An 18283-nucleotide genomic window follows, 5' to 3' on the forward strand; every position below is an offset into this window, starting at 1 on the left:
GATGAAAATTCTCCTCAACCCAGATAGTTCTACTTGGAAAGAAGAATTGGCAAGGCCAGTTTTTAAAACCAAAAAAATAAATCGTATCGTCAAACCAATTCTTCGAAAAGTTAGAAGAAATGGGGACAAGGCTTTGATCAAATATGCCTATGAATTTGATCATGTCGAATTGGACAATTTACAAGTAGATCAAACTGAAATTAAAGAAGCTACAGCCGCTCTTCCAAGCGATTTGAAGGAGGCAATTTTGGTGGCTAAGAAAAATATAAAGCGATTTCATGCTGCCCAAGCTCAACCTGAATTGGTTGAGGAACTTATGCCTGGTGTGGTTTGCAGAAGAAAAAGTGTGCCTATTCAGCGAGTTGGGCTATATATCCCAGGCGGAACAGCTCCCCTTTTTAGTACGGTCTTGATGCTTGGAATCCCAGCTAAACTCGCTGGATGCAAGGAAATTGTGCTTTGTACGCCACCAAATGAAGAGGGTAAAATTCATCCGGCTATTTTATTTACAGCAGACCTAATCGGAATCCATAAAATCATCAAATCCGGAGGAGCTCAGGCAATTGCTGCTATGACTTTTGGGACAGAATCCGTTCCACAAGTGGATAAGATTTTTGGACCTGGAAATCAATTTGTGACAGCAGCTAAGCAACTAGCCACCAACTTCGGGGTAGCAATTGATATGCCTGCAGGACCTTCTGAGGTTTTGGTTTATGCCGATGATACGGCTATTCCCGCATTCGTGGCGGCTGACTTACTCTCTCAAGCAGAACATGGAGTGGATTCCCAAGTCGTGTTAGTGACGCATAGCCAGAAGTTTGCGAAAAAGGTTACAAAGGAAATAGAAGAGCAACTAAAGCAGCTTCCAAGAAAGGATATCGCTAAAAAATCACTGGAAAATTCAGTAGCGATAGTTTTGGATGATTTAGAAACAGCTCTTGATTTGATTAATTTCTATGCACCGGAGCACCTTATTATCAGCGTGGAACAAGAGGAAGAAGCTGTACAGGGAATCGTGAATGCAGGCTCAGTATTTATTGGAAAATATACACCTGAATCTGTGGGAGATTATGCCTCAGGAACAAATCATACGCTTCCCACCTACGGTTATGCCAGAAACTATAGCGGTGTTTCCTTAGACAGTTTTGTTAAGAAAATCACCTATCAAAAATTGAGTCCTGAGGGACTAAAAAATCTTGGACCAACTGTAGAAGTGATGGCTCGAGAAGAATTATTGGAAGCACATAAAAATGCTGTCACAATTCGACTTAACTACCTGAAAAAGAATTCCTAATGGTATTTGATCTAAATTCTTTACTTAGGCCTCATATTGCTTCTTTGAAGCCCTACACTTCTGCAAGGGATGAATACACCGGCAAGGAAGGAATCTTCTTGGATGCCAATGAAAACCCATTAGGATCGGCTACAGATGAAGACTTCAATCGCTACCCAGATCCGTATCAATGGGAGATCAAAAATCAGCTCTCAAAAATCAAGAATGTTCGACCTGAACAGATCTTTTTGGGGAATGGATCCGATGAGGCGATTGATCTTTTGTTTCGGGCGTTTTGCAACCCAGGAAAGGATAATGTAATTCTTCTGCCTCCTACCTACGGAATGTATGAGGTCAGCGCATCTATCAATGATGTGGATACCAACAAGGTTTCTCTGACAGAAGATTTTCAGTTAGATTCTGAAAAGGTTCTTAAAGAGGTAGACGAACATACCAAAATCATCTTTATCTGCTCTCCCAATAATCCAAGCGGAAATAAAATTGATCGGAATTCGATATACAAAATCCTAGATCAATTCCAGGGCTTGGTGGTTATTGATGAGGCTTACATTGATTTCAATGATGAGCCAAGCTTTACTCAAGATTTGGATATCTATCCCAATCTTTTGGTGATGCAGACACTTTCAAAAGCCTGGGGATTAGCTTCACTTCGCCTAGGAATGGCTTTCGCCTCGGAAGAATTGATTCGAATTCTTAACCGAATCAAGCCTCCATACAATATATCCGGACTAACTCAGGAATATGTCCTCAAAGCGCTTCAGAACGAAAAGAAAGTGCGATCCATGATTCAGACCATCCTTGATGAAAAGGAAAGACTGGAAAAGGAATTGGAAAAGCTGGATTTTGTTCAAAAAGTATATCCATCCAATGCCAATTTCTTCTTGGTGAAAGTTCCTCAGGCAACTGATTTCTATAATCATTTGATCAATCACAAAATCATTGTGCGAAACCGGTCCAAAGTTCAGCTTTGTGAGGATTGCTTAAGAATTACCATTGGGACAAAAGATGAAAACCAAGCCTTGATAAATGCTATGAAAAAAGTGTCTAAGGAAATCGGGATTCAGAATTAAATAAAAAAGGATTTTGATGAAAAAGAAAGTATTGTTTATAGATCGGGATGGGACTATTATCAAAGAGCCCCCAACTGACCATCAGGTGGACAGCCTAGAAAAGTTGGAATTCATCCCAAAGGCCATATCCAATCTTCGAAAAATTGCCGAGGAGACGGATTACCATTTAGTTATGGTTACAAATCAAGATGGTTTGGGAACTGATTCTTTTCCGGAACAGGACTTTTGGCCCGCTCAATACAAAATGTTAAAAACCCTGGAACAGGAAAATGTTTTATTCAAAGCTATCCATGTGGACCGCTCTTTCGAACATGAAAATGCACCCACTCGCAAACCACGAACAGGAATGCTGGAAGAGTATTTTTCTGATGAATATGATTTGGCAAATTCCTTTGTTATCGGAGATCGGGTAACTGACATTCAGTTGGCTCAAAATTTGGGTTCTCAGGCCATATTTTTGGGAGAATCACACGAAGATGCTGCACTTTCAACCTATGATTGGGACGAAATCTACCAGTTTCTGAAAATGCCTCCGCGCAAAGCCTCGGTGATAAGGACGACTTCAGAAACTGACATTCGAATAAATCTCAATTTGGACGGAAGTGGAAAATGCAAAATCAACACAGGCTTGAGCTTTTTTGATCACATGCTTGAGCAGCTTGGAAAACATGGGGCTACCGATTTGGAGATTGAAGTGAATGGTGACCTCCACATCGATGAGCATCATACGATAGAAGATACTGCTTTGGCTCTGGGAGAAGCCTATTTAAAGGCTTTAGGGGACAAAAAAGGCATTTATCGATATGGTTTCTTATTGCCGATGGATGATGCGCTCGCACAGGTGGCTATTGACTTTGGGGGAAGACCTTGGTTGGTTTGGGATGCAGAATTTAAGCGAGAAAAAATCGGGGACATGCCTACGGAGATGTTTTACCATTTCTTCAAATCATTCTCAGATACAGCTAAATGTAACCTCAATATCAAAGTCGAAGGAAATAATGAACACCATAAAATTGAGGCAATATTCAAAGGCTTGGCTAGAGCTATCAAAATGGCAGTGAAAAGAGATCCTCAAACTATAAATCAACTCCCAAGTACAAAAGGAATTCTTTGATTGGTAGTCGGGTTTGAAAAATTGTTAAATGACTTTTTTTCAAACCCATTTTTTTGTTTCTTTCGTTATGCTACGAAAAATTAATATATCAGCCTTTATTTTTCTGTTCCTGGTATTTACATCTTGTCGATCAGAGCTTTATGAGGCCGAGCAATTATTTTTGGACAAACAATACGAAAGGGCGATCAGCAATTTAAATACCTACCTATTTTTTAATGTAACGGATATTAAGGCATTTCACCTTCGAGCACGCTCTTATGAAGAGATGGGAAGAATTCAGGACGCATTAGAAGATTATGAACGAATTATTTCCCTGAATCCAGAATATGCGCAAGCTCATGCCGGCATCGGGAAAATCCTTTTTAATCAAAAACAATACAAAGAAGCAGAGCTTCGCTTATTACGGGCTGCAAAATATGATCCAGCGGATTTCGATATTCTGTACCTCTTGGGAAGAGCTTTGCTCCAAAATAAAAATTACTCCCTAGCGGAGGAGTTTTTCCAAAAAGCAAAGGAATTGAATGATCAGCATGCACGACTTCATTTTTATCTAGGAATGGCAAGGGCTTACCGCGGAGATGTTTTGGGCTGTGCAGCTTCTTTTAATCAATACGTCAAACTAGAACCAGATAACTTGGTTGGTCGGTACAATCGAGGTTTTGCCTTGATGAAAGTAGGTTACTTGGAATGGGCTTTGGAAGATTTTGAAGCCGTTTTGAAGAAATATCCAGACCACTTGGAGGCACTGGCAAAAAAAGGAATTTGCTTAGCTCAAATGGGAAATACCGAAGGTTGCCAATATATCCAAGAAGCAGCTTCTCAAGGTTCTGATTACGCTTTAAATCATTTAGATCTCTGTTCTTAAGAAAGCCTTTGGTTTATTGCAGCTCTATAATTTGGAATAGCTTCGCCTGTTAATCCCAGAAACAGATAAGGCTCAATCAGTTCCAATTCCATTAAATAGAACTCCCCAGCTATTTCCACACCATCAACTCTAGCATAAAGGGAATTTGATGCAAATTGCTCCACGAAGCGCTGAGCGATTTGAAGAATTTTGTTGCTTGGCTGAATCACTTGGATCGTTCCCCCGAAGTAATGCTGAACTCGGAAATCCTCCTTTTTTGGAGTTTTCAAAACCGCATGAGAAAATTTCCCATTAAAGAAAATCAAGGAATACTCCCCTATTTCAGCTACTTCCTTTACAAATGGCTGAACGATGAAAGCTTCTTCTTTTAAAAGCTCCTCAAGCTTTCCTGCGTACTCTTTCCAATTTTCTTCAGAAATTTTAAAAGTATTTTTCGCTCCACCACTGACCAAAGGTTTAACTACAGTCCAACCTGATTTCATTTCTTTTTTGATTTGGGAAAAGTCTGGTTTTGATCCTTTTTCCAAGACAAATCCTGAAATAACCGGAAAACCTTTCTCCGCCATTTCAATCAAATAGCGTTTATTACTATTCCATCGAATGGTTTTAATATCATTTAGGACTGGAATTTTTAGCGATTCAATTCGGTCCAACCAATCCAAAAATTCAGGATAGTAATCGAAATAATCCCAAACAGATTTAATTAAAAGAGCATCAAATTCTTCCCATTGAACCTTAGGATCAGACCATGGTAGAATTTCATTTTCAAAACCTAAATCCTTTAAAATCCCAGAAAGAATTTGATCCTCATCGATGGTATTTGCATCGTATGCACCTGTAGAAATGTAGCTAACTATTCCAATCTTCTTTTTCATATTCCTATTTTGCCCCAAAAATAGCCTTTAACCAATTTTTGTATAGACCATTCTTCAAAAACCGAGACGAAGGTTTACTTTTGAGCACTGCAAAAAATATGGAACATCGAAAGCTAGTCATTATCCCTACCTTCAATGAAAAAGAAAACATTGTAGACATGATTCAGACAGTCATGGGATTGTCTGGGGATTTTGAACTATTGGTGATTGATGATGCATCTCCGGATGGCACAGCCGAATTGGTAAAAGAGCAGCAGAAAAGCTTTGCTTACCGTCTGCATTTAATTCACCGGAAAGGAAAATTAGGACTTGGAACAGCCTATATCACTGGATTTAAATGGGCTTTGAACCATGGCTATGATTATATTTTTGAAATGGATGCTGATTTTTCACATGATCCAAAAGACCTCGTGAGACTTTATGAGGCTTGTGCACAGGAAGGTTTTGATATGGCTATTGGTAGTCGCTATATCACCGGGGTCAATGTGGTCAACTGGCCTATGGGTAGAGTTTTAATGTCCTATTTTGCTTCGGTCTATGTCCGGTTTATCACTGGCTTGCCTATCAATGATGCTACTGCAGGTTTTAAATGCTACCATCGTTCTGTTTTAGCAGGGATTAAACTTGATGAGATTAAGTTTATTGGCTACGCTTTTCAAATCGAAATGAAATTCACCGCCTGGAAATTGGGATTCAAAATCAAAGAGGTACCCATCATTTTTACAGACCGAACGAAAGGCACCTCAAAAATGAGTAAAGGGATTTTTAAAGAGGCCGTGTTCGGAGTGATTTGGATGAAGATTAAAAGTATTTTCTCACCCTATAAGCTTAATCAAAGCGTATAGACTGAATCGGGTTCACTCTGGAAATCACAATTACAGGAATCCATAAAACCAGGGCAGTCAAAACCGTGATTCCAAGATTAATAGCCACGAATACAGGCCAATTCCATTCAATCGGAACATAGCTCATATAATAGCTTTGAGGATTTAGCGGGATAATTCGAAACATATCCTGAATCAATCCAAAACCAAGTCCAATTGCATTTCCAATCAAAAGTCCTCTACCTAAAATCCGCATTCCGTTCCAGAAAAATATTCGACGGATTTGAAAATCTTGAGTCCCTAATGCTTTCAATAAACCGATCATTTGGGTGCGCTCCATGATTAAGATGAACAAGATTGCACCCATATTGAAAATAGCTACAAAACCAATTAAACTGATAAACACATAAACATTGGTATCCAATAACTTAAGCCAATCAAAAATCTCTAAATATTTATCTTCAGAATTGATCAACTTGAGATCCAAATCCAGAATATCTTCAATAGATCGACTCAATTCTTGGCTCGGTTTATCCTTGATAAAAACCTCCAATCCACCCACTTCATCATCCTGCCACCCATTGAGATTTCGGATAGTTTGAAGCTCTCCTAAAACGATCTTTTGATCAAAATTTTCCAGCAAGGTTTCATAGATCCCAACTACTTCTACTCGACGGTATCGAGGAGGATTTTGGACAAAATACAGGATGATCCTATCTCCAACTTCCAATAAAAGCCGGTTAGCCAAATAGCGACTTATCACCACCTCGTTGGAAGTCCCCTCATCAGGAAAATTAATGAAACGACCTTCCACTAGGTATTGTTGAAAATTGAGGGTATCAAAATCATTGGACAAGCCCTTCATTAAGACACCCTCTACCTCTTGCTCGCCCTTAATCAAAGCAGCTTTGTGCGCAAAAGACTGTACCCTTTCAATCTCTGGAATGGAAGAATAATTCTTCAAAAAATCAGCTTTCAGAGAAAAAGGATTTTCCTCAAAGGAATTGCTCATGGTAAAGCGCTGAACCTGATATTGCCCGGTAAAATCATAGACTTTTTCGGAAACAGTCTTTTGGAATCCACCCAAAACCATGAATGCAATGATGGAAACCGCTACCCCTATTGCCAAACTTCCAACAGCAATCCGATGGATGATAGCTGAAAACCCACCAACTCGACTAAAACTGATTCTTTTGGCAATGAAATAGGAAAGGTTCAACGGAGTGATTTAATTTGTCCTAATGCATCGCAAAATAGCATGAACCACATGAAAAAATTAATCTCAACTTGTTTTTTGTCACTTCTTCTTTTTTTGACCCTTGTTCAATCCAATTCAGCTTGGTCACAAGTTCTAACAGGCTCTGAAAGATCTGACTTATACTTACCGCTTTTGGAAGGAAAGAGAGTGGGAATTGTTGCCAATCAAACTTCCATCATGCCACAGAGCGAAAATAAGCATGTGGTTGATTTTTTATTAGAAAAAGGAGTTGCCTTGAAAAAAGTATTTGTTCCAGAACATGGATTTAGAGGTACGGCAGATGCAGGTGAAAAAGTAGATAACTCTGTCGATCAAAAGACAGGTTTGCCTATTGTCTCTCTTTATGGAAACAACAAAAAACCATCTTCCAGCCAAATTCAGGATTTGGATATATTGATTTTTGACTTGCAAGATGTCGGCGTTCGATTTTTCACCTATATCTCAACCATGCACTATGTGATGGAGGCTGCGGCAGAAAATGGAAAGCAGGTGATTATATTTGATCGCCCCAACCCATTGGGAGATTACGTGGATGGCCCAATTCGAAAAGAGGGCTTTCAAAGTTTTGTAGGAATGCATCCTATTCCCATTGTACACGGGCTAACTGTAGGTGAGTTAGCTCAAATGATCAATGGAGAAAAATGGCTAAAAGGAGGCTTAGAGGTAGATCTAAAAGTCATTCCTGTAGAAAATTGGGTGCATGATCAAGAATATCACCTACCAATCAAACCTTCTCCAAACCTACCTAACGATTTAGCCATTCGCCTTTATCCTAGTACCTGCTTTTTTGAAGGAACAGTTGTATCGTTAGGAAGAGGCACTTTATTCCCTTTTCAGGTTTATGGCTATCCAGATCCAAAATTTGGGGATTTCACCTTTACACCAATAAGTATTGATGGAATGTCAAAAAATCCACCGCATCAGGATAAAATGTGCTATGGGTATGATTTGAGAACTCAATCCCTCGATCACCGATTCACATTAAGGTTCCTATTGCAAGCCTACCATGACTCCGAAATGGGCGAAAAGTTCTTCAATAATTATTTCAACACATTAAGCGGAACAGATGAATTGAAGAAACAAATCTTAGAAGGGAAAAGCGAAGAAGAGATTAGAGCAACCTGGAAAGGAGGATTAGAAAATTATAAAGAAATAAGAAATAAATATCTGATTTACATTTGATTAAATTATTTAATATAAATCGATTATTTCAATTAAATAGAGTAAAAATTTTATGACGAATTCAGCTCAATCTAAAGATTTGAGAATTGTATATATGGGTACGCCTGAGTTTGCAGTACCGGCACTGGAGCAATTGGTAGAAGCGGGTTGGAACATAGTTGGAGTAATTACTGCACCGGACAAACCCAGAGGTAGAGGACAAAAACTTATTCCATCACCAGTTAAAGAGGCTGCGTTGAAATATGGGTTGAATGTATTACAGCCAACCAATTTGAAAAGTCCTGAATTCTTAGAAGAGCTAAAAAATTTAAAGGCCGACTTACAAATTGTAGTTGCTTTCAGAATGCTCCCTGAAGTAGTTTGGAATATGCCTCCTTTGGGCACTTTCAATCTACATGCTTCCCTCCTCCCAGATTATCGTGGGGCAGCTCCAATCAACTGGGCGATTATCAATGGCGAAAGGGAGACTGGGGTAACAACATTTTTTCTTAAACATGAGATCGATACTGGATCTATCATTTTCCAAGAGAGAGTTCCAATTTTACCAGAAGAGGATTTAGGAGACGTTTATACCAAACTAATGAACCTCGGCGCAAACTTGGTTTTAAGAACGGTGGAAGCAATTGCGAAAGATGAAGTAAGACCAATTCCCCAGGACGAAAGCAAAGCTCTTCATCACGCTCCGAAGATTTTCAAGGAAACTTGTGAAATTGATTGGAATCAAAGTGCTAGCAAAGTCAATAATCTAATTCGAGGACTTTCCCCCTATCCAGCGGCATGGACACTTTTACAAGGCAAGATTTGCAAAATTTTTAAAGCAAAACCTCATTCTCAAGATTTATCAGGGAAGGAACCGGGCGATTGGGAAAGTGACGGAAAAAATTACCTAAAATTCCAATGTGGAAATGGTCACTTGGAAGTTCTCGAAATCCAACTAGAAGGTAAAAAACGAATGAGTATCAAGGACTTCCTTCGAGGAAATACTCTTTAAAATCCTCTATTCTTTTTCCTTTTGAGCATAATTTTTCCAAACTTTATAGGAATCAAAATTTTTATATCATGAGAAATTTCAAATTTATTTTCAGCTTATTCTTTTTGATTTCGATTGGATTTTCTGCCAATTCCCAAGTCCTCAAAAAACTCAAAAAAGCAGTCGAAGAAAGTGTAAGCAAATCCGCCAATGATAAAACAGAGGAGGAAACAAACAAAATGCTTGAGGGCATGATGGGCGCTTTGGGAGAACCTGCTGATGTGGAAGAATCGTATGCATTTAAAGGTTTTATGATTTTGGAAATCACATCCACTAATAGCCGAGGAAAGTCCGAAGATCCGGTAAGGATGAAATCGTATTTGTCTGAAAACCCTGATTTTTCAGGAATAGAAATCCAAGATCCTGATCAGGAAAACATGAAAACTCTTTTGATCATGGACCTTAAAAATCAAGCTACAGTATTGCTAATGGATGATGGCGAAAGAAAATCATCCATGGCAATTGGATCTGATTTTGATAAAATACAAGAACAGGTGGACTTGAATTCTGAAGATGAATCCAGCCCTGATCAAATTAAAATCACCAAAACTGGAAATACCAAAGAAATCTTGGGTTACCGCTGTGAGGAGTATGAGATTGAGCAAGCAGATGGAAAAGGAACCTATTGGGTATCAGAAGAACCAATTGAAGGCTTTTCCCTTTTTTCTCCAGGATCTAGCCCCATGGTATCCAATTCTGCTATGGAACGATACCAAGAATTATTTTCCTCAATGCCAAAAGGAAGTATCCTAGAGATGCATTACCAAGATAAGGACGGTTCGACTGCCGACATGAAAACTATTGATATTCAAAGCTCCTCTCCAAGCCTCTTTAATTTGCAGGAATATCCAAGTGTCTTTGCAGGAAATTAGCATCAAAAATTATTCAACTCGAAAGGGGCCCAATGGTCCCTTTTTCCTTTTTTAAGCAAAATATCTCCGGTATCTTCAAGCCTTATTTTATCAATCATGGAGATTCTAATCATTGCTGCCAAGGCAAAAAACAATGTTATTGGAAAAAATAATGAACTGGTGTGGAGATTACCTGCGGACTTTAAGCGATTTAAAGCTCTGACCACCGGTCATTACCTTTTGATGGGAAGAAAAACTTTTGAATCATTGGGAAGCCCACTTCCAAACCGCACTCATTTAGTCATCTCAAGGGACGAGAATTATCAGGTTCCTGAAGGACATTTTGTCTTCCAAAATATTGAGGATGCCTTTACTTTTTGTAACAAATTGAATGTAGATAAGCTTTTTGTAATTGGAGGTGGCGAAATCTATAAGCAGACGCTTCCACTAGCTGATAAAATGATTCTAACAGAAGTTGAAGCTAGCCCTGAAGGGGATACTTACTTTCCTGAATTTGATCCTCAAAATTGGAAGGAAGTCTTTCGGGAACACCATCCCGCCGATAGCAAGCATCGCTACGCCTTCTCTTTTGTAGATTATGAAAAAGTGAATGAAGCATGAATGAACCCGTGATTTGGATTACCGGAGCCTCTTCAGGAATTGGTGAGGCTTGTGCCAAAAAGTTTTCTCAGGAGGGTTATCAGGTCATTATTTCCTCCCGAAAAGAAGCTGAACTCGAGCTAGTTAAAAATGCCTGTTCAAATCCGGAAAATGTCAAAATACTAAAACTAGATCTAGCTGATCAATCCGATTTCGAAAACATCGTTAAGAAGGCAATTTCGCTTTTTGGAAAAGTTGATATCCTCTTACACAATGGAGGCATAAGTCAGCGTTCACTGATCAAGGAAACAGATCTAGAAGTGGACCGGAAATTAATGGAAGTCAATTTCTTTGGAACTGTCGCTTTAACCAAAGCAATTCTGCCTTATTTCATGGAAAGAAAATCCGGCCATTTTGCTGTTGTAACAAGCTTGGTTGGGAAATTCGCCTCTCCCTACCGATCCGCTTATGCGGCTTCCAAACATGCTCTACATGGCTTTTTTGATACGTTACGAGCGGAACATTATCAAGACAATATCGCAGTGACATTGATTTGTCCTGGCTTTATTAAGACACAGGTTTCAGTGAATGCACTTACTGGCGACGGGTCTTCTTTGGGAAAAATGGACGATGCCCAAGCCAAGGGAATGAGTCCCGAAGATTGTGCAAATGCAATTTTCAAAGCCATAACAGGAAAAAAGGAAGAAGTCTTGATCGGAGGAAAAGAAACCTACGCTGTATACCTGAAGCGCTTTTTCCCACGTATTTTTTCAAAAATCCTAAGAAAAGCCAAAGTCAGATAATATGAAACTGGTAAAAGCTGAAATCATTGCCATTGGAGATGAGCTTCTTTATGGACAAATCATGGATACCAATAGTCATTGGATATCTCAGGAATTGGATTTGGTTGGAGTGAAAGTGGTCCGAAAAACGACTGTTGGAGATAACCGAAAGGATATCTTGGATGCTTTTAGTGAAGCTGATAAAAGAGCTGATCTTATTCTTATTACAGGAGGCCTAGGCCCCACTCAGGATGATTTGACTAAGCCACTTTTGGCAGAATATTTTGGATGCCCTATTCAGGAAGTTCCCGAAGCAGTAGAAGCAATCACGGAATTTTTCAAAAGAAGAGGGCGTGAAATGACTCCATTAAACATTCTTCAGGGACATTTGCCATCTTGTTGTGAATATGTGCACAATGAAGTGGGAACAGCACCAGGTATGTGGTTTGAACGAAACGGAACTTATTGGATGTCAATGCCGGGGGTCCCTCATGAGATGAAAAAACTCATGAAGGACTTAGTCTTGCCTAAACTTCCCCAAATTTTTGAATTGCCAGTTATATATCACAAAGTCATCAAGACTGCTGGCATTGGGGAAAGCTGGTTAGCCGACCTTATCAAAGATTGGGAAAATGCTCTTCCTGAACATATCAAACTTGCATACTTACCTTCTTTGGGTCATGTCAAATTACGCCTAACAGGATTTGGAACAAATCTGGAACAAATTCAGGCTGATATTGAAGAACAGATCAGCTTGGTTTTCCCTAGGATTCAAAAATATGTGTATGGCTATAATGAGGAGAGTCTAGAAACAGCTATCGGCAAACTTTTGAAGGAAAAAGGGAAAACCTTAGCTTTGGCTGAAAGCTGCTCAGGAGGCTACATTACTCATTTGATCACTACTGTTCCTGGAAGTAGCGATTACTTACAAGGTACAGTTGTGCCCTATCACAATCAGTTCAAGGAAAAAATCTTAGGAGTCAAAAAGGAAACCTTGGAAACGGTAGGAGCTGTGAGTGAAGAAACGGTGGAGCAAATGAGCCAAGGAGTCCGAAAGCTTTTTGGAGCGGACTTTGGATTAGCGAGTAGCGGAATAGCTGGACCTGACGGAGGAACTCCTGAAAAACCAGTAGGAACCGTTTGGATTGCCTGTGCAGGAGAAGGGTTTACAGAGACAAAAAAACTACAGCTGACCCAGGACCGAATGTTAAATATTCAATTGACAGGGGTTGCTGTTTTAAACTTGTTAAGAATTTGCATTCAGAAATACGACAAATAAAATTTTATACGATCGGTTTTGATGGATCATATTTAAAATTTAATTTTAAAACTTGAATATATACCCAATTAAATATTAAAAAAGAATGGCTAGTGTAGAAATGCTCATGCCCAAGATGGGTGAAAGTATCATAGAGGGAACTATCCTAACTTGGTTAAAAAGTGAGGGTGATGTGATTGAGCAGGATGAGTCTGTATTGGAAGTAGCTACCGATAAGGTAGATACAGAGGTTCCAGCAACTCATGGAGGGATCTTGAAAAAAATATTGGTAAAGGAAGGTGATATTGTAGCCGTTGGTGCTCCGATTGCCATTATTGAAACTTCTGGCGAAGTAGCCGATGCTCCAACACCAGCTGTTGAAAAAGAAGAGAGCAAAGAAGAGCTTGTAGCTGCTGCTCCTGCAAATACTGATACGATATTACATCAACCAGAACCAATTGCCTCTTCCACCGGAGAAGATGGAAGATTTTATTCCCCTCTGGTTAGAAGCATAGCTAAAGAGGAAGGCATTTCTGCCGCTGAACTAGCCAAAATCCCAGGTACTGGAAAAGACGGTAGAGTAACGAAGCAGGATATGCTTTCTTATCTTAAAAACAGAACTTCAGGGAATATACAAACTACTCAAGCTGCTCCTTCTATCGCAGAACCTAAGGTTCATGTTAGTGTATCTGCAAGTGATGAGATCATTGAGATGGATAGAATGCGCAAAATGATTGCCCAACGAATGGTCGAATCAAAACGCATTTCTCCTCACGTGACCTCATTCGTAGAAGCTGATATGACCAATATTGTCCTCTGGAGAGAAAAGAATAAAAACGCCTATAAGGAAAAGTATGGTGAACCAATCACTTATACTCCATTCTTCATCGAGGCGGTAGCAAAGGCAATCCGTGATTTCCCAATGATCAACATCTCTGTAGACGGAGATCGAATCATTAAGAAAAAAGACATTAATGTTGGAATGGCAGTAGCACTTCCAAGTGGCAATTTGATTGTTCCTATTATCAAGAATGCAGATCAGTTGAACCTCGTTGGGATATCCAAGAAGGTAAATGACCTCGCTAATCGAGCTCGAAGCAATAAATTGAATGCTGATGATTTAGCCGGTGGCACCTACACAGTTTCCAATGTAGGTTCATTTGGTAATGTAATGGGCACTCCTATCATCCCTCAACCTCAAGTCGCTATCATGGCAGTGGGCGCCATAGTTAAAAAGCCGGCTGTAGTAGAAACCCCTACTGGAGATGTGATTGCCATCCGTCACAAGATGTTCCTCTCTCACTCCTATGATCACAGAGTGGTCGATGGGTCTTTAGGAGGTATGTTTGTGAGAAGAGTAGCCGATTACCTGGAGGCATTTGATATGAATTCAACCTTTTAAAAAAATTAGCCCCGACTAAATCTGGGCTTTTTTATTTAATTTTTTGAAAATGATGTTCAAGCCTTTCCGCTAAAATCCCTAAGCGAATGGGCTTCGTCAGGTAATCATCCATCCCTGATTCAATTGCTGCTAATTTATCATCATCAAAGACGTTGGCAGATAAACCAATTATGATAGGCTGCTTGGATAGATCCATTTTTCGAATAATTCGCGTGGCTTCCAAACCATTCATTACTGGCATCTGAACATCCATCAATAGAATATCAAAATTCCCAGTTTTAACCTTTTCAAGAGACTCTTCTCCGTTTCTAGCCACTTCGTAAGTGAATCCCAGTTGATCCAACATCATCCCCATTAATTGTAAGTTCAGGTCGTTATCCTCTATCAAAAGAACCTTAAAAGGATATTTACCGGATGACTTTCTGATATCTGCCCAACTGATGTCTTTGGAAGTCTCAGAATCCTCTCTGCTTGATACCTTTTTAACCAACACAGAAAATTCAAACTTAGACCCCTTACCTAATTCACTCGTGACTTCAAACTCCCCTCCCATCAATTCTGTGAGTTTTTTGGCAATAGCCAATCCTAAACCTGTTCCTTGATGACTTCTGGTATTTGAGCTATCAATTTGATAGAAAGGATCGCTAAGGTGCTGCAAATGATCCTCCGAGATTCCAATCCCTGTATCTTCTACACTACACTCCAAAAATCCTGTTTCCTCACTTATTGGCGAGAAATTAACCTCAACCTTCACAGAACCACCTTCAGGAGTGAACTTCACCGCATTACCAACTAGGTTCAAAAACACTTGATTGATTTTAAATTTATCCGCTTCAATTAGCAAGGATTCATCAAACCCTTTTTGAAATGAAAACTGAATATTTTTCTTTGAAGCTAATCCCAAAAATATCTTACACTGATTCTCCAATTCTTCAAAAGGATCAAATACCTCAGGCAGTATTTCCACCTTTCCTGCTTCGATTTTAGAATAGTCCAGAATATCCTTAATTATTCCCAAAAGGGTATTACCACTATTCTTGATAATATCTACATACTGTTTTTGAATTTTGTCCAGTTTGGTCTGCTCTAGAAGGTCAATGATACCCAACAAACCATTCATTGGAGTGCGAATTTCGTGACTCATATTCGCTAAAAATTCGGACTTGGCCCTACTTGCTTTATCGGCTGCAGCAATTGCTTCCATGAGTCCTTTTTCCCAGATTTTTTGACCAGTGATATCACGCGAAATAGACATCATCTGATTTTCATCCAACGGAAAGTAGCGATTCTCGAAAAACCGATCTTTTCCAAAGTCTTTTAAGGCAACCTCCACAGAATGAATCTTTCTGGATTTCAAGGCATTCTCAAAAGCACTCTTAACGTCCGCTCTTTGATCCTTCGGGAAAATTTCAGCATAATTTTTCCCTATTGCTTTTTGCAATTCAGGTAATTCTTTGGCCTCCTCAGGAAGATGAATATCCAGGATTGCACCTTGATTATTGTATATAAAAATGATATCAGGAATACTTCTAATCAGGTTTCTTAATCTATTTTCACTTTCCTGAAGCTTGACCTGGGATTGATACTGTTCGGTGATATCGGTACAAATACCCATTCCCCCTAAAAAATTCCCATCAGAATCGTAGACAAATTTTTCAAAAATCCGAACCCGAAGCTTTCTTCCATCTCGACGGAAAAAATCGTACTCCAGGTCCATTACGTCCAGTTTTTGACTGATTTTCTCTAAAACAATCTCTCGTATGCGATTAGCTTCTTCATGGGTAGAATTGCTTTGAAAAGCATTGGTAAATTCCTCCTGATTGTATCCAAGAACCCCCTCCACTTCTTCACTTACCCGGATAATTTCGCCTCGCTGATTATGGAAATAAACAAAGCCTCGAAGTTCCTGAAGCAGCAAAATCTGTTGCTCAAAAAGGTCTCGGATCTCCTTGATATTCCTTTCTTGAGTCCGTTGAAACTCGAGGCTATTTTTCAATGAAACCACAAAAAACCCGACAGTACCCACCAACAGAATCATGAATCCAAGAAAAAGGAAAAAGTAAGTCCTGTAAATACCCGAAGAAAGACTCTCTATAGGAACCACAAAGACAAAAGCACCTGTCTTATTCGAAATATTGAAACGGAATGGATATTGAGAAACGACGCCAGAAAAATCCTCCCCATCTATACTCCAATTCACATCATACATTCCTTTGAGTCCCAATGCTAAGTCTTCCTTTACTTGCCTTAGCGCCTCTTCAGACAGTTGAATTTGACTCCGATTCAAAGGAGTAATTTGATCCTCAAAAAACAGAAATTTGGCCCCCGTTGGGTTCAAATAATAATTCTCCGAAAAGTCAGTGACATATTCCAGAAAATCAAGAGAGTATAAAATTCTAAAACCCTTTCGTCCTATGACCAAAGTGGAATATTTTTTAGAACTGGATTCAGGAAAACCAGTATCAACAGCTTTTCGGAAAAAGTCATTTCGCTCATTAAACGTAAAAGTCAAAACCGAATCCTGCATATCCACCCAAGCCGAATCAATCAAGCTGGGAAAGGCATTGAAAAGTCTTCGGGCTGCAGAGGTGAATTCCTCATCATAATCATCCAATTCATGGCCTGGATCTTCCAAATACCCGATCAAAGCTCTTGACTCTTCCTCGAATCTTCTAATTTCCATTTCCAAGCCTCTGGCAGCCAATTCTGATTGCTTACTTAAAAACTCCCTTCTGGAATCGATTTGGGTATTATAAATGGCGTTGAAAAAGGAAAGCCCCAAAACCAAAATCAAAAAAACGAGTAAAGAGCCAATCAAAAAATTGACCCAAAACTCTCCAAACATTGGGAATTTGATTTTCATTTGATTCGTGGGTTTATTTTTAACATAAACCAGTCAATATCCTCGAAGCGTTGACATACTGCATTTTGCAAATAGGACTCTTCCACAAAAGGAAATAGATCCTGCCCTTCTATCAAAAAGCGACTCGCCATTTTACGAACCTCTCTACTTTTACTATTGAATAGATTGAAGTCTGTAATTCGGAAATAATCAGCATTAATGGTCTCCCTGTAAACGTGATTCTTGAGAGGGGGCATACTGAGAGATTCAATCGCTGATGAAGTTCCAGCTACGATATCTCCTTTCCGATTCACTATCAGGAAACTTCCCTCATAATTATCAAAGAAGTTTTGAATAATCTCATCGACAGTCACGTCAATTCCAATCACTGCAAAGAGCTCATCCCCATCGTAAACCGGGTGAACTAAAGACAAAATCCAACCTTTTCCTGCAGGATCCACATAAGGTTCCTGAATCCAAACAGGTCCTTTCTCCGGGTTATGCTCTTCATCTGCTTCATAATAAAAATTGAAACCTGTCACATCGATATTCGGATCAACCATATTGACCACATCGTAGGATGGATACACCCTGGATACTTGATTGGCAGAATTAAAATATACTTGAGCAATATTCACATAGTTTGAATAGAGATTTGCAAAAACACTGTCCATGGAATTGGTCAGCTTAATTTCTTTCAATCCTGCTTCGTAATCATCGGTAGAATTAAGTAAAATGACTGTACTTCTTGCTGTATCTCCTAAAGTTGGAATGGAGGAAAAGGGACCTTTCATTAGATACGGATCCGACAAATCTTGGGAAAGTATGGCCTCCTTATTTCTAACTAAGGAATCCATATAATCTGCAAGAACCACAATTTCCCTTGTCAGAGTTGCTGCTTGTTCCTCCAAAACGGATACCATTTGCCCAAGCAACAATTTATCAGATCGATAGCCTTCTTGAATGGAATCACTACAGGCAATCAAAATAAAAAATAAGGAAAAGAGACTTCGTACTTTATTCATTTCCTGACGAT

Annotated in this window: 16 protein-coding genes; 12 read left to right on the top strand and 4 right to left on the bottom strand. The window is 39.3% G+C overall.

Features of this window, described 5'->3' with window-relative positions; translation table 11 throughout:
• Position 1 precedes the first annotated feature (1 nt).
• The 4 genes from hisD (at position 2) to NY014_RS04520 (ending at position 4343) form a co-directional block, all read left to right on the top strand.
• Positions 2-1294 (top strand): histidinol dehydrogenase, encoded by a 1293-nt coding sequence (gene hisD, locus NY014_RS04505; protein WP_259413347.1) that lies wholly within the window; start codon positions 2-4, stop codon positions 1292-1294.
• Positions 1294-2364, top strand: coding sequence for a histidinol-phosphate transaminase (gene hisC, locus NY014_RS04510; RefSeq protein WP_259413348.1), 1071 nt, complete (start codon positions 1294-1296; stop codon positions 2362-2364). The genes hisD and hisC overlap by 1 nt, the downstream gene beginning before the upstream one ends.
• Positions 2365-2380: 16 nt before the next feature.
• Positions 2381-3478, top strand: coding sequence for a bifunctional histidinol-phosphatase/imidazoleglycerol-phosphate dehydratase HisB (gene hisB / locus NY014_RS04515; RefSeq protein WP_259413349.1), 1098 nt, complete (start codon positions 2381-2383; stop codon positions 3476-3478).
• A 67-nt stretch (positions 3479-3545) separates the two neighbouring features.
• Positions 3546-4343 (top strand): tetratricopeptide repeat protein, encoded by a 798-nt coding sequence (locus NY014_RS04520; protein ID WP_259413350.1) that lies wholly within the window; start codon positions 3546-3548, stop codon positions 4341-4343.
• Here NY014_RS04520 and NY014_RS04525 read toward each other — a convergent pair.
• Positions 4340-5218, bottom strand: coding sequence for an ATP-grasp domain-containing protein (locus NY014_RS04525; protein WP_259413351.1), 879 nt, complete (start codon positions 5216-5218; stop codon positions 4340-4342). The genes NY014_RS04520 and NY014_RS04525 overlap by 4 nt on opposite strands.
• Positions 5219-5316: 98 nt before the next feature.
• Between NY014_RS04525 and NY014_RS04530 the strand changes: the two genes are divergently transcribed.
• Positions 5317-6063, top strand: coding sequence for a polyprenol monophosphomannose synthase (locus NY014_RS04530; RefSeq protein ID WP_259413352.1), 747 nt, complete (start codon positions 5317-5319; stop codon positions 6061-6063).
• Here NY014_RS04530 and NY014_RS04535 read toward each other — a convergent pair.
• Entirely contained in the window at positions 6047-7261 is a 1215-nt protein-coding gene (locus NY014_RS04535; RefSeq protein ID WP_259413353.1) for an ABC transporter permease, read from the bottom strand. The genes NY014_RS04530 and NY014_RS04535 overlap by 17 nt on opposite strands.
• Before the next feature lie 39 nt (positions 7262-7300).
• Between NY014_RS04535 and NY014_RS04540 the strand changes: the two genes are divergently transcribed.
• The 7 genes from NY014_RS04540 (at position 7301) to NY014_RS04570 (ending at position 14405) form a co-directional block, all read left to right on the top strand.
• On the top strand, positions 7301-8482 hold the full coding sequence (locus tag NY014_RS04540; protein ID WP_435520606.1) for an exo-beta-N-acetylmuramidase NamZ family protein: 1182 nt from the start codon (positions 7301-7303) through the stop codon (positions 8480-8482).
• Positions 8483-8534: 52 nt separating this feature from the next.
• On the top strand, positions 8535-9473 hold the full coding sequence (fmt, locus tag NY014_RS04545; protein ID WP_259413355.1) for a methionyl-tRNA formyltransferase: 939 nt from the start codon (positions 8535-8537) through the stop codon (positions 9471-9473).
• 68 nt (positions 9474-9541) lie between these two features.
• On the top strand, positions 9542-10384 hold the full coding sequence (locus NY014_RS04550) for a DUF4412 domain-containing protein (protein ID WP_259413356.1): 843 nt from the start codon (positions 9542-9544) through the stop codon (positions 10382-10384).
• 96 nt (positions 10385-10480) lie between these two features.
• Positions 10481-10984, top strand: a complete 504-nt coding sequence (locus NY014_RS04555; protein WP_259413357.1) for a dihydrofolate reductase — start codon at positions 10481-10483, stop codon at positions 10982-10984.
• Positions 10981-11766: an SDR family oxidoreductase gene (locus NY014_RS04560; RefSeq protein ID WP_259413358.1), complete on the top strand. Its 786-nt coding sequence runs from the start codon at positions 10981-10983 to the stop codon at positions 11764-11766. The genes NY014_RS04555 and NY014_RS04560 overlap by 4 nt, the downstream gene beginning before the upstream one ends.
• A 1-nt stretch (position 11767) precedes the next feature.
• A complete protein-coding gene (locus tag NY014_RS04565; protein ID WP_259413359.1) occupies positions 11768-13024 on the top strand; it encodes a competence/damage-inducible protein A in 1257 nt (418 codons plus the stop codon).
• Between the two features lie 85 nt (positions 13025-13109).
• Positions 13110-14405 carry a dihydrolipoamide acetyltransferase family protein gene (locus NY014_RS04570; RefSeq protein WP_259413360.1) on the top strand — a complete coding sequence of 432 codons (1296 nt, stop codon included), beginning with the start codon at positions 13110-13112 and terminating at the stop codon, positions 14403-14405.
• A gap of 31 nt (positions 14406-14436) precedes the next feature.
• Here NY014_RS04570 and NY014_RS04575 read toward each other — a convergent pair whose 3' ends face one another.
• Together NY014_RS04575 and NY014_RS04580 are read right to left on the bottom strand one after the other, a co-directional pair.
• Positions 14437-17268 carry a PAS domain-containing hybrid sensor histidine kinase/response regulator gene (locus NY014_RS04575; protein ID WP_259413361.1) on the bottom strand — a complete coding sequence of 944 codons (2832 nt, stop codon included), beginning with the start codon at positions 17266-17268 and terminating at the stop codon, positions 14437-14439.
• Positions 17265-18272 carry a PDC sensor domain-containing protein gene (locus NY014_RS04580; RefSeq protein ID WP_259413362.1) on the bottom strand — a complete coding sequence of 336 codons (1008 nt, stop codon included), beginning with the start codon at positions 18270-18272 and terminating at the stop codon, positions 17265-17267. The genes NY014_RS04575 and NY014_RS04580 overlap by 4 nt, the downstream gene beginning before the upstream one ends.
• Positions 18273-18283 lie beyond the last annotated feature (11 nt).

The sequence above is a fragment of the Algoriphagus limi genome (genome assembly GCF_024919275.1).
Classification (GTDB): Bacteria; Bacteroidota; Bacteroidia; order Cytophagales; family Cyclobacteriaceae; genus Algoriphagus; species Algoriphagus limi.

Bases quoted from the DNA above. Each gene is read 5' to 3' on its own strand.
- hisD (WP_259413347.1), top strand. From the start codon at position 2: ATGAAAATTCTCCTCAACCCAGATAGTTCTACTTGGAAAGAAGAATTG.
- hisC (WP_259413348.1), top strand. From the start codon at position 1,294: ATGGTATTTGATCTAAATTCTTTACTTAGGCCTCATATTGCTTCTTTG.
- hisB (WP_259413349.1), top strand. From the start codon at position 2,381: ATGAAAAAGAAAGTATTGTTTATAGATCGGGATGGGACTATTATCAAA.
- NY014_RS04520 (WP_259413350.1), top strand. From the start codon at position 3,546: ATGCTACGAAAAATTAATATATCAGCCTTTATTTTTCTGTTCCTGGTA.
- NY014_RS04525 (WP_259413351.1), bottom strand. From the start codon at position 5,218: ATGAAAAAGAAGATTGGAATAGTTAGCTACATTTCTACAGGTGCATAC.
- NY014_RS04530 (WP_259413352.1), top strand. From the start codon at position 5,317: ATGGAACATCGAAAGCTAGTCATTATCCCTACCTTCAATGAAAAAGAA.
- NY014_RS04540 (WP_435520606.1), top strand. From the start codon at position 7,301: ATGAACCACATGAAAAAATTAATCTCAACTTGTTTTTTGTCACTTCTT.
- fmt (WP_259413355.1), top strand. From the start codon at position 8,535: ATGACGAATTCAGCTCAATCTAAAGATTTGAGAATTGTATATATGGGT.
- NY014_RS04550 (WP_259413356.1), top strand. From the start codon at position 9,542: ATGAGAAATTTCAAATTTATTTTCAGCTTATTCTTTTTGATTTCGATT.
- NY014_RS04555 (WP_259413357.1), top strand. From the start codon at position 10,481: ATGGAGATTCTAATCATTGCTGCCAAGGCAAAAAACAATGTTATTGGA.
- NY014_RS04560 (WP_259413358.1), top strand. From the start codon at position 10,981: ATGAATGAACCCGTGATTTGGATTACCGGAGCCTCTTCAGGAATTGGT.
- NY014_RS04565 (WP_259413359.1), top strand. From the start codon at position 11,768: ATGAAACTGGTAAAAGCTGAAATCATTGCCATTGGAGATGAGCTTCTT.
- NY014_RS04570 (WP_259413360.1), top strand. From the start codon at position 13,110: ATGGCTAGTGTAGAAATGCTCATGCCCAAGATGGGTGAAAGTATCATA.
- NY014_RS04575 (WP_259413361.1), bottom strand. From the start codon at position 17,268: ATGAAAATCAAATTCCCAATGTTTGGAGAGTTTTGGGTCAATTTTTTG.
- NY014_RS04580 (WP_259413362.1), bottom strand. From the start codon at position 18,272: ATGAATAAAGTACGAAGTCTCTTTTCCTTATTTTTTATTTTGATTGCC.